13 protein-coding genes are annotated in these 14,427 nt (G+C 45.1%); 4 read left to right on the forward strand and 9 right to left on the reverse strand.

All coding sequences use genetic code 11. The features are described 5' to 3' along the window. Positions 1 to 104: 104 nt before the first annotated feature. The gene (locus EQO05_RS00375) at positions 105 to 2,063 is read right to left on the reverse strand and encodes an aldehyde ferredoxin oxidoreductase family protein (RefSeq protein WP_128502696.1); all 1,959 of its coding nucleotides are present in this window, start codon (positions 2,061 to 2,063) and stop codon (positions 105 to 107) included. A gap of 5 nt (positions 2,064 to 2,068) precedes the next feature. Further along, positions 2,069 to 2,596, reverse strand: coding sequence for a 4Fe-4S dicluster domain-containing protein (locus EQO05_RS00380; RefSeq protein ID WP_370273485.1), 528 nt, complete (start codon positions 2,594 to 2,596; stop codon positions 2,069 to 2,071). A 346-nt stretch (positions 2,597 to 2,942) separates the two neighbouring features. Between EQO05_RS00380 and EQO05_RS15280 the strand changes: the two genes are divergently transcribed. Then, entirely contained in the window at positions 2,943 to 3,119 is a 177-nt protein-coding gene (locus EQO05_RS15280; protein ID WP_164888420.1) for a hypothetical protein, read from the forward strand. 1,528 nt (positions 3,120 to 4,647) lie between these two features. Here EQO05_RS15280 and EQO05_RS00385 read toward each other — a convergent pair. The 4 genes from EQO05_RS00385 to EQO05_RS15285 form a co-directional block, all read right to left on the reverse strand. Further along, positions 4,648 to 5,565, reverse strand: coding sequence for a tocopherol cyclase family protein (locus EQO05_RS00385; RefSeq protein ID WP_240664231.1), 918 nt, complete (start codon positions 5,563 to 5,565; stop codon positions 4,648 to 4,650). Between the two features lie 445 nt (positions 5,566 to 6,010). Then, complete coding sequence (locus EQO05_RS00390; RefSeq protein ID WP_164888421.1) at positions 6,011 to 6,400, reverse strand: YidH family protein; 390 nt, start codon at positions 6,398 to 6,400, stop codon at positions 6,011 to 6,013. A 310-nt stretch (positions 6,401 to 6,710) separates the two neighbouring features. Then, positions 6,711 to 7,148: a hypothetical protein gene (locus EQO05_RS00395; RefSeq protein ID WP_240664232.1), complete on the reverse strand. Its 438-nt coding sequence runs from the start codon at positions 7,146 to 7,148 to the stop codon at positions 6,711 to 6,713. Positions 7,149 to 7,229: 81 nt separating this feature from the next. Continuing rightward, positions 7,230 to 7,382: a hypothetical protein gene (locus tag EQO05_RS15285; RefSeq protein WP_164888422.1), complete on the reverse strand. Its 153-nt coding sequence runs from the start codon at positions 7,380 to 7,382 to the stop codon at positions 7,230 to 7,232. Between the two features lie 519 nt (positions 7,383 to 7,901). Here EQO05_RS15285 and EQO05_RS00400 point away from each other — a divergent pair. Further along, on the forward strand, positions 7,902 to 8,525 hold the full coding sequence (locus tag EQO05_RS00400) for a PKD domain-containing protein (protein WP_240664233.1): 624 nt from the start codon (positions 7,902 to 7,904) through the stop codon (positions 8,523 to 8,525). Between the two features lie 102 nt (positions 8,526 to 8,627). Here EQO05_RS00400 and EQO05_RS00405 read toward each other — a convergent pair whose 3' ends face one another. The 3 genes from EQO05_RS00405 to EQO05_RS00415 all read right to left on the reverse strand — a co-directional run bounded on the left by EQO05_RS00405 (position 8,628) and on the right by EQO05_RS00415 (position 12,234). Beyond that, positions 8,628 to 9,113, reverse strand: coding sequence for a hypothetical protein (locus EQO05_RS00405; RefSeq protein ID WP_128502708.1), 486 nt, complete (start codon positions 9,111 to 9,113; stop codon positions 8,628 to 8,630). Between the two features lie 65 nt (positions 9,114 to 9,178). Next, positions 9,179 to 10,204, reverse strand: coding sequence for a glycosidase (locus tag EQO05_RS00410; protein ID WP_128502711.1), 1,026 nt, complete (start codon positions 10,202 to 10,204; stop codon positions 9,179 to 9,181). A 50-nt stretch (positions 10,205 to 10,254) separates the two neighbouring features. Further along, a complete protein-coding gene (locus EQO05_RS00415) occupies positions 10,255 to 12,234 on the reverse strand; it encodes an amylo-alpha-1,6-glucosidase (RefSeq protein ID WP_128502714.1) in 1,980 nt (659 codons plus the stop codon). A gap of 400 nt (positions 12,235 to 12,634) precedes the next feature. On the opposite strand from EQO05_RS00415, the gene EQO05_RS00420 reads away from it, so the two are divergent. Next, positions 12,635 to 13,792, forward strand: coding sequence for an iron-containing alcohol dehydrogenase (locus EQO05_RS00420; RefSeq protein WP_370273486.1), 1,158 nt, complete (start codon positions 12,635 to 12,637; stop codon positions 13,790 to 13,792). 101 nt (positions 13,793 to 13,893) lie between these two features. Then, positions 13,894 to 14,418, forward strand: a complete 525-nt coding sequence (locus EQO05_RS00425; protein ID WP_128502716.1) for an LURP-one-related/scramblase family protein — start codon at positions 13,894 to 13,896, stop codon at positions 14,416 to 14,418. The last annotated feature ends 9 nt before the right edge of the window (positions 14,419 to 14,427 follow it).

Raw genomic sequence — 14,427 nt, forward strand, 5'->3', positions numbered from 1 at the left:
CGTTGGTATACTTCGATAGGGGACTGAGAGTATCAACCTGCATATCTGCTTTTCATTTGCATTTCTCCTCCTCGTGAGTTCAAGCTACCCCAAATTTTTACAGCTTACAGCTTTTCCGCAGTCTGGACTTCTATCTGATTTTCCATCTGAACCTTTCTCAGGTATTTTTCACGGCAGGGCTCCAGATCTCTGGCAATGTCTTCCAGACCATATTCCATCAGGACCTCGGGAAGAGGGAAACCTGTCTTCCTATCCCAGCCGCGCACATCGTAGTAGCGGGGAATGAGATCCGCCTCAGGGAAGACCACGCCTTTGTTGGGACCGTCAGGCATTGGCTCCCGGGTAAACCTTTTTGGACAGCGGTCTTCCAGGCATCCTACAAGGAGCCGGTTCCAGTAAGCCCTCTCAAGATGTACAATTCTTCCGCCGGTCCTGAGCAGAGCATCGGCAGAGATATCCATACCCGTAGCTGCAGAGAGCAGCCTCGCCATATCTTCGGGCTGAACGGCAAAAGACCAGTTGTGCGTGAAACTACACTGTGTAAGGCTGTCACCTATTGCCTTGATGTCTTCGGAGTATTTCTCCATTTCCGGCTTTTTAACCGGTGATAAACGGTTTTCTGCTTCCCTGGTTCCCATGATCTTTTCTACCAGGCCGGGATAAAAGCCTCCAGTCAGTTCCAGGCAGGGCAAGCCCTGGAGATGGTCTCCGCCCCTGCGACCCGTGGCAAATCCTATCCCAAAGGCAAAGCCAAGCCCGCGGGGATCGTCCTGGGACATATCGTGTCCCTTTATAGAAATGGAAAAATCTTCACCCCGGTTCATAAGCCCGGCTGCCCTGCTGGACCCCTCAGCCAGAATGTTCCCGAAACCCTCTCTGAAAGCGATCATTCGGATGAGTCGGTCGATTAAGGTCTGGTCTCCCCAATCAAGGATAAGGCCGTCCGTATCTTCCCGGGTTAACAAGCCTTTCTCCCAGCACTCCATAGCCCAGGCGATAGCTCCCCCACAGGAACATGAATCCAGGCCCAGTTCATTGACAAGCTTACTATTGTGGACTACCTTGTCCATGTCAAGAAGACCGATGCGCGGCCCTACGGCTGTAAGAGTCTCATACTCCGGTCCGCCTGTGATTTCACCTGCATATTTGCCTTCCTTTATTTTGCTGAACCTGCCGCATGATATGGGACAGGCAAAACAGCCTTCCCGATGTGAAAGGAAATTATCCCTGTGGTTTTCACCGCTGAGCTTACTGGCATCAGGATGGAAGCCTTTCTGGAAATTGTGCCAGCAGAACCAGCCCTGCTCGTAGTTGGCGGGCATTGTTAGAAGCCAGGTGCCCTGATCATAGAGCATCTGAACCATCAGATCCCGCTTCAGTCTTTCGCGGATGTCAGCACAGACCTGGTAAAACTCATCCGGACGGGAAATAGTTACAGGTCTGGTGCCCCTGACGGCGACTGCTTTTAAATTCTTGGAGCCCATTACAGCGCCAATTCCTGCTCTTGCTGCCGCTCTGTAGACGTCATTCAGGATGCAGGCATATCTGACCAGGTTTTCTCCGGCCGGACCAATCAAAGCGATGTGGATCTCTTTTGATCCCAGTTCCTCTTTAATAATTAAATCCGCCTCCGGGACGGTCCTGCCCCAGAGGTGTCCGGCGTCCCTGACTTCCACATGCTCGTCATCGATCCAGAGGTAGACAGGTTTGTTTGACTTCCCTTCTACTACCAGCTGGTCATAGCCTGCAAACTTTAGCTCCGGACCCCAGTGACCGCCCATGTTCGAGTCCCCAAAACCGCCGCCTAATGGTGATTTAGCAGTCACTGTAGTCCTGCCACTCGAAGGTGCGAAGGTGCCGGTCAGAGGTCCAACGCCGAAGATCAGTTTATTCTCAGGGCCGAGAGGTTCCACATCCGGCCCCACTTCACGGTAAAGAAGCTCGGAGTTGAAACCGCGGCCTCCAAGCCATTTTTCCCTGTAAGGTTTCTCGATTTCCTCGACTTTAACCGTATTCTTGCTCAGGTCCACTCTCAGCCTTCTGCCTGTCCAGCCATCTGCCATTGTTCTCACTCCTGGGCGGCTAGAATTACTTTATCTGCCATCTCACGGCGCCTTTCCATGAGGAATTCATCCACGCTCCGGAACGTAATGGCTCCGGAGGGGCAGAACCTGACGCACTGAGGGTCTCCGCCGCATAGATCACATTTGAAAGCCACCTTTTTTACAGGATGAAAACCCATAAAAGGACAGGCAACTAAACAGGAACGGCACCCTGTGCAAAAGGATTCCTCCACAAAAACTGCGCCGGTACTCTCATTCATTCTGATGGCACCGTGGTCACAGGCTTCCAGACACCGGGGCTTACTGCACTGGGAGCACGCCGAGGGAAAATTCCTTCCCAGAGCCTCGTATTTTACTATCCTAATACGTGAAAGTACTGGACTGCACTCACCCTCATGGTATAAAGAGCAAGCCATTTCGCAGCTCCTGCAGCCTGTACACCGGGAAGTATCTATCAACAACGACCTTGAACTCGTAATAATCACCAACTTTGTACCATAAAGCTCTTTATTGTACTTTGCATGTACCTGCACATCTTATATAACGGTTTGGAAATTGACTGGTGATATTACGGAAAAGGGCAGAATTAGACTGAGAATGCAGGTCCGCGCTTAAGTATTATTCTGGAGCCTGCAGAAGGAATATAACTGTTATTGGAAGTTCCGGGTTAGAAAATCCTGAGATATCCTGGCTGCATTCTGGACAATTGAATGCTTCATGCTGTTGAAACCTCAGTTCAAATGAACAAGCCCGTGAGGATCTTCATGAAAACAAAACACAGGGGATAGGCAGAGAAAAAAGAGGAATTAAATCGAGAAATAATTAGAAAAGGGTTGAAAATTCCTTTGAAGAATAAAAGGCAGGGGCAAATCAAAATCCATGCTTGTCAACTCTCAAGACATGGATCTCCAGTACCTTATCGATAAAGGACTGTCACCACGCTACCTTATATCCAAAAACCGTATCCTGACATCCCTGGCACAGCCCGGAACGCTTGAATTCCTTCATAAATACTTCGTTTCGGAATTCTTTTTTGTCTACTCTATCCGCACATAACGGACATCTACACTCTTCAACTGCTGGAACTTCTCGTCCAAATCTTAGTGATTTCAGAAAACTCTTTTTTTCTATGTTCATGTTATCAACTCTACATATTTAATGGCACAGGATGTTGTTTTTATATAACCACTTCAAAGTAAGAAGCAAAACGCAGGTGGTTCCATTCTCTCAGCTCAAACGCCAGATATTTTGCAACATCCGTTTCAACAAACAATTATAGCTGCAAGGTTTGCAGTTAATGCTTAAATTCTTATTTTGGGAGCTTGTTCGCGGATTTCTATATGTAAAAGAGTAGATCCTTCCAGTGTTTCAAATTTATTTCAGTTAAATGGATCTTATCCGCGTATATAATAGTCTACGAATAACAATATAAATCTATTGATTTTTTTATAACTTCATTTAAATATTCGAATTATCTTATAAAGTGCATAATGTGATTGATATATGGACACCCGGCAGGCCGATCTTCTCACACCTGTTCTTCGGAATGCACTTTGATACTCAAACTAACCTTAAAAACGGTCCCATTTGTAACAATACTTGTCACGGTCATATTACAGGAATAACAATGACTTACCCATGATAGAACCCAGAACAAGAACCTCAAGCCAAAAATACAGGAGACCAGTACTATCACCGGTGTCAAGAAGACCAATTAAATATGAAACTGTAGAATAACTGAAAACACACGAAACAGTTACTCCGCACACATTCAGTGCCTCTAAAATACGTTTACCGGTTACCGTAGAAACAGAAGAATAACTGACTTTTGGAAGTAAGATCCAATAAAATATGGTTGCAATTAGAAATACAATATTAAGTTGTTTAGATATATGATTAGATTTCGGAACAATACTAAAAATTATGATATAGATCCGTAATAACCGGTCTTTCCGGTTGATATTCTTATCAAATAGCTGATCTTCTTTTAGAATCTTTGTTCTACTTTCCATTCCAAATGCAGGCCGTTTCACGCACAACACCAGATCGCTAGCAATTGTAAACGCTCTAAGATGCGATTTTATTTAAATACGATTTTATTCAAAGTATAACCTTAATAAATACGATTTTATTCAAAGTATAATTCTAATAAATACGATTTTATTCAAAGTATAATTCTAATAAATAATATTTATTAAAAATACGATTTCATCCAGATCTGCGTACCCGGTTAAGCTTTGAATATAAACTGCTTGCTTATAAGTATTCTTATTTAGGCTTTTATCGGCTCGTTATCTGCAGTATCAATATGCTTGAAAAAGTAACTTACAATGGATTTATAAAAGCTGCTTGAAACTATAAAAACCACTTTTCATCACCGGGAAAACATCGATCACCTGCAAGATACAATGAAATATACCCTGCAAGCCCCGTTTTTCGGTCTGGGTAACTCGAATCCTTCAGTTATGGACATTAAGAAAAGTGTCATGGGCCTGGAGGGTCGGTGCAAATTTCTTGAAATCGCCCGGAGATTTAAGGTCTGTCCCGTTAAGGCAGATGGCGATAAGGTGCTCATCAACAGCGATTAAGCCTTATTTTTCAAGCCCCTTATCAGTTCTTCGACATCGCCTGCGAACTCCAGACCGGCATTTCTCCCTGTTCCGGAATAGATAAGCTCCGCATAAGGACCATTTTTCCTTAACAGGGTCACATTGATTCTGGAGCGCAGCGACTCATTGACCTTAGCAGTCATTTCACCCAGTTTTGGAGCCGGGAGTTCAACGCCTTCCGACCTATCCGCATCGATGTCAAGCCGGTATATCCTGTTCTCCAGCCGGATCCGAATGTAATTGTCGTTCACGTCGAGCCCGGTGACCTTTGCTCCGGTATACGTCGTAAATCTGTACAGTTTTTTGTCATATAGGAAGCCGAAAATGTAGCCAGTGAAATAACTGCCAAGCCAGGGTATCTTTGCGATCGAGCCCGAGAGTGAGATACCTTCCCTGTCAAAGTGGTTAGTCTGCATCCATATCCAGGAGGAAGGCATTGAAATTCCCCAATCCTTCTCGATATAGCCCCTGCCGCCCGTGAGGTCTATGCCTCTGCCGTCAGTCTCGATAAATCCCTCGATTGCATGATCCATACTCAATATGCCGTGATAGCATTCCATGCCAGGTACGAACGCATACCAGCCCATTACTCCGGGAGACAGTAGCTTCACAGGCCAGGGATATGTATCATTAAAACTAATGCGGGCAGTAATAATATCTCCACCCTGCTCGAGGTTAAGCCTCATTTTGTCGAGGCTGAAAAAAGATCCGCCAATGGTAAGCCCGAACTTTTTATCACTTGCTTCAAGGTCATCGAGCGGATACCTGTAATAACGCATCCGCTGAGCTCTGGCATCCAGGAACATGACAAATGCGTGGGACTTCAAAGGATTTCCGGTTATGGAGACGCCGGGAATTACAGCATAGGCTTGCTTTTCGCTGCGGTCCACCATCTTAAAATACCAGCCCTCGAAAAAATCCTTCTTTTTTCTCCGGCCGTGAAATATTCCCGGTTTCCAGCTATCAAGCATCATATAATGGCAGGAAAGCCATTGTTTAAAATCCTATGGATAATCCCTGCTTTCGCTCAACTGAAAAACCTGATTAAGGGTAAAACCAGGGAGAAGCGTTTTTAATCCCTTTCATTGAGGCGAAAGAGATGGTGAGAAAGAGATGGCGAGATAAAACCAGCCTGAATAGTCCAGACCGGGAATCCGAGAAAAAGGTCAGGGAGGTATCAATTATCTGGTAACGTTCTCCAAACCGGATGCAGCAACAGCAACAGCCGGAGAAACCAGGTAAGCGTATATCTGGCGCTCCGGATTTGACCAGAGGGATAATGCGCCTTGCTGAGAAAGGATTTGAGATGTACGGAAATAGTGTGAAGATTGAGGCACATTACCTCTGGAGCAGCAGGATGAAAGCGATTGCCATTAATCCCAGCAGAACAACGAGCCCGGCCACAACCTGAGCGGATCGGGTGGTGACCCTGAATATTCCAGCTTCGATTTGCTTCGAATAGCGAACATAGCGCCTGGTGCCGTCGACCACCATCAGGATTCCTGTTATCACCATAGTAACGGCGATGCCTCGCGTCAGGGGCAGACCCGGTATGATCTGGCGTGCTAGAAACTGGGCAACTGCAAGACCAAGGCTAATCAGGGCCAGTCCCGTCCTGAGCCAGGCAAGAAATGTTCTCTCGTTTGCAAGATGGGTTCTTGCGCGGCTGTCCATTTCGGTCCGTTTCTGGAGATCCTCCCTGTTCAGTCCCTTCTCATTATGTACCAAATGTTTCACCTGCCTGGGGGAGACACCTGTTAATTCCAGATTTTGCTGCCACTAATCCGATCTGCCCTTGATGCATATATCTCTATCCGACCGGCGACATGAAAATGGTATTCGCTTTTCCGTGAGGCTGTTGTCTTGTCTCTGGTTATCTCAGAGAATGGTGATGCCATCCGAAAAATTACCGATTTGAAAACCCAAAAACTCCTGGGTTGCAACTTGCAGGTATTATGGTAGCCGGTTAGATGGTCAGATCGAACTTAGAGGCAATATGAACGAGTTACTGGAGAGTTCAGTGAAAAAGAAACGCTGCTCAGATATCAAAGTTAACCTTCAGAATCTCACACTCTGGTAAGTTTTTAATGTGTACGCCTTCAGGCGTTCCTGTTATCTCAAGGCTGTCAAATTCATCTGAACCGCACAGTACATCCTGATTCGGGTGTGTGCCGGGTGTGATACTGCAGCTGAGGACAGTCTTTCCTCCGGCTGAAACAACTATCGGAAGCCTTGGGGATGCAGGGTGGTTTTTTGGAAGGACTATTAATGGCGACCGGATTTCCCGGATCATGAAAAGCACACATTTGAGCCCTTTTTCGGTTTTCTCGTCCACAGACAGCGCAGAAGCAACAATCAGGTCATGGGGTTCCAGGCCGAGTACAATTTCTTCGTTCTCGGTTTCCAGAAAAAACTGCCCATGCGGACCGGCTTTTACAATAGCCACTGTTCCTGCCTTGCCGCGCAGGAGAAGCATTTCACTTTCCTTCAGTGAAATGTTTTTAGAAGAAGCCGATTTTTCCATATTAAAAAAGTATCTAAAAAATCAGGTTGATTATCAGGTTTCTGCTACATTGCTGGACTGGCAGGAAGGACATTTCACATTCTTGCCAATACCTTTGAATTTATTACCACAATCTTTGCAAACATAATCTTTAACCGGCAAATTTCCTTCCATATCGATATCAAATGAGTCTCCAACACTGCACATAATTCTCACCTCACAGTCTTATCAGGGCTTCCTGTAAGTATAAACCCACATATAACTACTCATACTTCTCTAATTAATACCTTTCCATATCGGTTATCTCCGGGCGATTCTGACCGCAATCCCTACCAGGGCAACCGCTTCGGTAAACTTGCTGAGAACTTAAAGATAAAACCCATACTCGATAAGTTCACACTTTCGTTTTTAATGACCTCAAACGTTCTTTTTTGACTCGTATAAAAGAAAAAAGGTTTACTGAATTTGAAACCCAAATGGAAATGAAAGTTTAACCGTTACTGTACGAAATATTCAACATTTGGAAACAAATTCTAGCGAAGTTTTCAGCTTTTAAGGCTGATATCCTCAAAATTAATGTTATATTATCAAACTAAGATTCTAAATATATTTATATACATACTAAATTTATTTGGTCCAGTTACTAAAATTTATAATCGAGTTTGACTAAATATAGAAATAATGAGACGAATAGCTATTTTCTTTGTATTAGCTTTACTGGTATTGATGCCATTTTCTGCAATGGCAAGCGCTCCAAGTGCATCGTGTAAAGGGGGAACATGCAGTAATCTGAAAATTACCAAGGTTAATATAAGCCCTGCAGTAAGCAAAACCGCTCCGGCTAAAATCGGGTTCACGGGCTATATATCAGGTCCTGTTAAACTTGTCCAGTATACGGTAATCGATCCGAAAACCGGAAAGGTTGTCGGTTCAACAAGTTCCTACTGTTCAAAGTGCAGGACTAAAGGGATATGCTCCTGCTCGTGTATAATAAAACAGGCTGGAACCTTTGATGTAAAAATAACTGCATACGGTTCTGGAAACTGTTGTGTGAGCATGGTTAAAAAGGCAGCCATAACGATAGGACCTGCAAAAGCACCTGTAAATGACCATGGAAAAATAGTTCCAAGTTTCAAATCCGTAGTCTCTGGAAAGAAAGTAACCTTTAAAGATACGACATCAGGTGTTAAACCTACAAGATGGGACTGGAACTTCGGTGACGGCTACCGATCGACTGCACAGAACCCGACCCACACCTATAAAAAAGCAGGAACTTATACGGTTTGTTTGACCGCATACAGTAATAATAACAATTACAAACTTGTCTGTAATAAAGTAGTTGTTAAATAATAAGGGAAAAACCCTTCCTATTTTTAATCGGATTTTGCTTCGTCTATCACGGAAACAGGTTCACAGGAACTATTTCAGCATTTAAGGTTAAATTTAGGTTAATTATAAATTTCTCTTTTTCCCTTGGAAGTATGATCTCAGTTTCGTTAAAGCTGCAATTCCATGCCTGCATAATGCTTTGAGATTTTCCTGGTACACGACAGCTGCCGGCACCAGGAGTAAAGGCATAGCTGCCGCAGTTTTAGCTCCTTCCGGAACTGGCAGCGCGGCTATAAGACTCGCTCCGGTAGCCCCATAAAGAGGCGCTATGGGAAAAAGCATACCCAGGCCGAATGTCCTTCTGAAATGAATGCCTAATTTAGCAGCCAGGAAACCGTTAGATCCTATGACTACACCAATGCCTATACTTGGTCCTATAGTCTTAAAAGGATTATACGATGGCCCGATATAGAGCCCCAGGTCGACACCAAAAACGGAAACAAGGCCATTGAATTGATCCCTTTCCTGATTGGAATTGCCTCCAAGGCCTGATACAACTATTCCTATGTCCAGTTGCAGAGGCCCTCTTCCTATTCTTTTTCCGTCCATTATATCATTACTTCCCCGGAACGATAAATTATTTCCCTTACTCGGTAAATAATCCGAATGCCTGATTACACGTATCCTTTTTTCGGACCATTAGATTTGCCCTTATTTCCTTCAAACCATCTACAGTAATCTTCAGGGCACTGTTTCTCAGGGCACTCGCAGATATACTTCATAATATCTTTCATTTTTGCACTTGCCAGCGATACCGAAGTATCGGCACCTCCGTAATAAATACGAAGTTCGTCACCTGCTACGACCCACCCGCAGGGAAAAACAACATCATTAACGTCCCCACTGCGTTCATAAGGCTCGCGCGGCCCGAAAACCCAGCCTTCCGACCTGTGAAGCACTTTTGTGGGATCGTCAAGATCAAGGAGAGCCAGCCCAAGCCTGTAACTTGCTTTAGCCGTTGTCTGGCGTACTCCGTGGTACATGATCAGCCATCCGTCAGGTGTGTAAAGGGGCTGCGGAGATAAACCGATTTTATAAGCGTCCCACCATCCCCCTTCCCTGGCGTACAGAAGCACATCATGCCTTTCCCAGGCTCTCATATCCGGAGAAAAGGAAATCCAGATATTTGCTTTCAAGCTGTGAACCGTAGGTGCAGGTCTGTGCAGCATTGCCCATTTGCCATTAAATCTTACGGGAAAAACTGCAGCATCTTTATTATCAGGCGGCATCACAGGTCCTGCCCGCTCAAAGTTACGGAAATCTTCTGTAAAGGCAAGTGCCGGTAAAGGGCCCGAATCCGAAAAAGCCGTATATACTATGGCCCATTTTTCCAGCTCATCTATGTAAGTTATGCGCGGATCCTCAACGCCGTATATTTCTTCAGGATAATTTACAGGATCCGGAAAAAAGGTTGGCTTACTGTCGATCTCCCAGCCATCGATTCCGTTTTCACTCCTGGCTACCGTAAAGTGAGAAAAACCCCTGTGGTCTTCAACCCTGACCAGTAACAGGATTTTACCATCAACTATCGCAGCTGCGGGGTTAAATACCGAATTGGCTCGATAAGGCCAATCTGCAGCTGTAAGTATAGGATTTTTCCTGTGCCGTACAAATAGCTCCCCATGATCTTTCCAGGTCATATTATTCCCCATTCCGCGTACAGGCCGTTATTCCTATCATAATTCCATTCTCAAGGCTTGATCCCGAGTACATCCTCTACGTACGCCCTTAGAATCTCTGCAACACTCCATGCCTGGGCAATGGTACCTCCGGGAGAGTGTGGGTAATCTCCATCAAACACCTCAGAGATAGTGCCAATGCCTGCGGTTTCAAGGTGCTCGTCAAAGCCCTCAAGGAGGGTCTTCATAGATTCGAGATGGCTGTTTGAATAGCCGTGAACCTTCAGATAAGCTTTCACATAGGCTCCGAGGAGCCAGGGCCAGACTGTCCCGTTATGATAGGCCGTATCTCTGTTAAGGGCATCCCCGCGGTACTGACCTTTATATAGGGGATGGTCACTTGAGAGGGTTCTGAGCCCGAAGGGTGTAAGAAGATCCTTTTCAACCCTGTCCACTATGGCTCTTTCTTTCTCAGGGGAAAGCATGGTATAGGGAAGTGACACAACAAAAATCTGATTCGGGCGGATTGCGGGGTCTTTAACTTCGTTTCCTGCCTCGTCCTGAGATATAAGGTCAAAGAGGCAGTTAGTCTCAGGGTTCCAGAAGGCATTCTCAAAATTGGAAACTACCCCGGCTGCGAGATTCTCGTATTCGGAAACATCTTCACCCAGGAGAGTGCCCAGGTAGGAAGCTGTCTTCAGGGCATTGTACCAGAGAGCGTTTACTTCACAGGCTTTACCGGCTCTTGGAGTAACTGCCCACTCCCCGATTTTAGCATCCATCCAGGTCAGTTGAGGACCCTGCCGGATAAGGTAATCAGGATCCATGCCTATTCCGAAATCCGTGCCGCTGTAATAATTATCTATGATCTCATGCACGGTATCCCAGATATCGGAGAGGAAAAGGAAATCCTGTGTGTATGCGAAATATCGGTCCAGGGCATGAATAAACCAGAGAGAAGCATCCACCGTATTGTAAACCGGATCTCCTCCGAAAGCCGGGAAAGTGTTGGGAATCAGGCCTCTCCGGCAGTATCTGGCAAAATTATTGAGGGTGGACCTTGCATCCTCAAAACGGTAGGGAATTAAAAGCAAGCCGGGCAGAGAAATCATGGCATCCCTGCCCCAGTCCGAGTACCAGTGATACCCTGCGATTACGGTATTTTCACCTGTAATACGGTTTTTCACTACAAAAGAATCGGTTGCTTTGAGAAGTTTGAGAGCAAAAGGTTCGGTGAGCTTTGAATCAAGGGCAAGAAGGTTCTGCCGGTTTGCTTCCCTTAAATAGAGTTTATCAACCTGCTCGAGAGTAAGAGAAGAAATATCCCCTGTCGAAGCTGCAATAAAAAAACGGGAAGTTCCGGTTTCGAGTTTGCTCTCAAAATAACCCGGATTGAAATTATCTTCCTGGAAATTAAGCCCACGCTGTTTCTCAGTGTCATATTCCAGGTTATAGTACCATATGGGTTCAGGGTGATACTCGAGATTGGATGAGATAGAGAAAGTGAAACCAGTAGAGCTTGCCAGTTTCACTTCCGAAGTTCCGGCTCTCTGGAAGAAAGAGAGGTATCCTGAGCGGGCAGTAAGGTTAAAATCTCTTGAGCTTACAAGAGGGAAAATTCTGAGTAAAGCTCCTTCTCTCCGGGATGTGATATCGTAGAGAACAAAGGTTGTATTACTATTATGGACCATGAAGACTTTTTTCTTCACGGTAAAATCCCCGGGCTGGTAAACCCAGAGAGGAAATGGGATGCGATTAAACTCAGAGAGGTGCTTGAAGCCCTCAGGAAAAATTTTTTCGGGATATCTATGGATCGCGAGCTTATAAAGTTCTTCATTGATGGAGATTTCCTCATCAAGGGTAGAGAGCAGTAAAAGTCTCCCCGGAGAGTTCTCTGGAGCAGCAACAAGCAGCCCGTGATAAGTCCTTGTCTCTGCCCCAATGATTGTAGAGGAGGCATAGCCTCCAAGCCCGTTTCCTATAACCCATTCTCTTTTTATTCCTTCTTCATATGTTGAGAGAAAATCTACTCCAAACCTGCCCCCATTCATAGATATTTGATTAGGGTTGATTAATTAAATACCTGTACGTTTAGAAAAAAAACGATTACTACTGAAGTTATTCATTCGTTTTATATATTTTAAAAAAATTATATCGGGGTTAGCTCAAGCAGTATATATTTCCGACAAATTATAATAAAAACAAATTATATGCTCAACTCTTTTATTCTTAGCAATTTATCCTCAACCGTTTGTAAGCCTAAGCATTTTCCTTTGTTATTCAATAAGACCTGAAAAATCTGCTTTTATACGCCAGAAAATCTGGCTGATGTTTTAAAAATTCTTTCCGGGAGCAAAACTTTATTAGCTGCATAGAAAAATCATCTATTAATCCATTAATATTATATATTTAATATATTTCAAAAAATTTTATAGCAATTGCTAAGGGGAGTTGGAAGACGTGATATACACCTACCTGAACCCGAAAGTAGCCCTTATGGGACCCGGGTGCGTAAAAGAAATAGGAAGGCATGCAAAAGACCTCGGGGCTACAAAAGCCCTGATAGTCGCAGGGAAAAGTAAGCACGGTGGACAGCTTGCGCTGGATATATATAAAATTCTCGAGGATGCAGATCTGGAAGCCGCAATCTATGCAGGAGCAGAACCCAACCCGACCGATACTTCAGCTATGGAAGGAGCGGAAATTTACAGAAAAGAAGACTGCAACATAATAGTAGCTGTCGGAGGAGGGAGCCCGATGGACTGTGCAAAGGCAATCGGCATCGTGGTTTATAACGGAGGGCTGATCAATGATTTTGAGGGTGTGGGCAAAGTTACAAGGGGGATTCCTCCGCTCATCACAGTAAATACTACTGCCGGCACTGCGAGCGAGATGACGAGTTTTACGATTATTACGGATACGAAAAGGCATATCAAAATGGCAATCGTCGACCCGCGCATCACCCCTGATGTAGCGGTTAATGACCCGGAACTTATGGTAAGCATGCCGCCAGCACTTACGGCTGCAACCGGCATGGATGCCTTAACCCATGCTGTTGAAGCCTATGTTTCCACTATGGCTACGCCTACAACGGATGCAGCTGCCATCAAGTCCATAGAACTTATCTCAAAATACTTACGTGAAGCTGTCATCCACGGGGAAGACGTGAGAAACAGGGATATGATGGCACATGCGGAATACCTTGCAGGTATTGCTTTCAACAATGCAAGCCTGGGCTATGTGCATTCCATGGCGCACCAGCTAGGTGGGCTTTACAACCTTCCTCACGGGGTTTGCAATGCAATTCTTCTACCCTATGTGGAGGCATACAATAAGCAGGTCGTCCCTGAACGCTTTGCCGATATCGCAAAAGCAATGGGGGAGAATATAGAAGGGTTGACTCCGGAACAGGCTGCCGACCGCGCCATAGAAGCCATAAGAAAGCTTGCGTCCGATATCGGGATTCCATCCGGGTTAAAAGAGCTTGGCGCAAAGGAGGAAGACCTTGAACTCCTGGCTGAACATGCTATGCAGGATGTCTGCCGCCTGACAAACCCCAGGGATCTTTCAAAAGAAGATATTATTGATATTTACAGGAAAGCCCTGTGAAAATGCCTGGGAAAAGCACCTGAAATTGAGGATTCAAAGATTAATAAGCCACTTCTTCAAGAGAAGGTATCAAGACTGCATAAATAAAGGGAGTGATTTTGATGAAATTATTTGGGGGCCGTGGAGGCCATGAAGAAGCGAGAGGACATGTCTACAGAATGAACGAAAAACTCGTTTCCATCGGAGACGACTACTGGATAGAAGACGAAACCGGAGAGCGAGCGTTCCATGTTGACGGAAAGGCTCTCCGCATTCGCAACACCCTGATTTTCAAAGATCTGCGGGGAAATGATCTCTATAAAATCACGGAGAAGTTACTCAGGATCAGAGACACGATGGAAATCAAAAGAGCCGACGACGGCCTGGCTGCGACTGTCAAAAAAGATCTCATTAATATTCTGCGGGATAAATGGAAGGTTGAAATCCCTGATGGGCCTGATATGGAAATCCGTGGAAATATTCTGGACCACGAGTATGAGATTGAGTCTGAAGGGAGGAAGATTGCAGAAGTCTCAAAAAAGTGGTTCCGCCTCCGCGATACCTATGGAGTGGAGATTGAGCCCGGACAGGATAATGCACTCATCCTGGCGATTGCGGCTTCACTCGATCAAATGGCACATGATTGAGAATAAGAG

It is taken from the genome of Methanosarcina sp. MSH10X1, assembly GCF_004099695.1.
GTDB lineage: Archaea > Halobacteriota > Methanosarcinia > Methanosarcinales > Methanosarcinaceae > Methanosarcina.

Bases quoted from the DNA above. Each gene is read 5' to 3' on its own strand.
- EQO05_RS00410 (WP_128502711.1), bottom strand. From the start codon at position 10,204: ATGACCTGGAAAGATCATGGGGAGCTATTTGTACGGCACAGGAAAAAT.
- EQO05_RS00400 (WP_240664233.1), top strand. From the start codon at position 7,902: ATGCCATTTTCTGCAATGGCAAGCGCTCCAAGTGCATCGTGTAAAGGG.
- EQO05_RS00385 (WP_240664231.1), bottom strand. From the start codon at position 5,565: ATGGTGGACCGCAGCGAAAAGCAAGCCTATGCTGTAATTCCCGGCGTC.
- EQO05_RS15280 (WP_164888420.1), top strand. From the start codon at position 2,943: ATGCTTGTCAACTCTCAAGACATGGATCTCCAGTACCTTATCGATAAA.
- EQO05_RS00405 (WP_128502708.1), bottom strand. From the start codon at position 9,113: ATGGACGGAAAAAGAATAGGAAGAGGGCCTCTGCAACTGGACATAGGA.
- EQO05_RS00425 (WP_128502716.1), top strand. From the start codon at position 13,894: ATGAAATTATTTGGGGGCCGTGGAGGCCATGAAGAAGCGAGAGGACAT.
- EQO05_RS00415 (WP_128502714.1), bottom strand. From the start codon at position 12,234: ATGAATGGGGGCAGGTTTGGAGTAGATTTTCTCTCAACATATGAAGAA.
- EQO05_RS00395 (WP_240664232.1), bottom strand. From the start codon at position 7,148: ATGCTTCTCCTGCGCGGCAAGGCAGGAACAGTGGCTATTGTAAAAGCC.
- EQO05_RS00375 (WP_128502696.1), bottom strand. From the start codon at position 2,063: ATGGCAGATGGCTGGACAGGCAGAAGGCTGAGAGTGGACCTGAGCAAG.
- EQO05_RS15285 (WP_164888422.1), bottom strand. From the start codon at position 7,382: ATGTGCAGTGTTGGAGACTCATTTGATATCGATATGGAAGGAAATTTG.